The sequence below is a fragment of the Frankia sp. Mgl5 genome, from assembly GCF_023242985.1.
Taxonomy (GTDB): domain Bacteria; phylum Actinomycetota; class Actinomycetes; order Frankiales; family Frankiaceae; genus Parafrankia; species Parafrankia soli.
Map to the genome: position 1 here is coordinate 1 of NZ_JALKFY010000188.1, position 260 is coordinate 260.

The 260-nt window shown below is 56.2% G+C and carries 1 protein-coding gene; it reads right to left on the reverse strand.

Annotation, left to right across the window (positions count from 1 at the left end; translation table 11 throughout):
- Positions 1 to 260: HD domain-containing protein (locus MXD62_RS08935; protein ID WP_248828906.1), on the reverse strand; the 260-nt coding region annotated here is incomplete at both ends.

The window sequence follows — 260 nt, forward strand, 5'->3', positions numbered from 1 at the left end:
CGGGTGACCAAGGGAGATCCCCAACTTGCTGCAAGTCTGGCTGACCATCTCCACCCCCATCACCAAATGGCCGATCAATTGACCCGGCGTCGTATACTCGGGAGCAATCGCGTCAGATAGCTCGTACAGTTTGCCGATATCATGCAGGATGCAGGTGGCGTAAAGCACGTCCTTGTCCACTTGCGGATAGAGCGGCAGCAAGCGCTCAGCCAACGCGAGCAGGGAAACGGTATGCTCCAGAAGACCGCTGTAGTAATGAT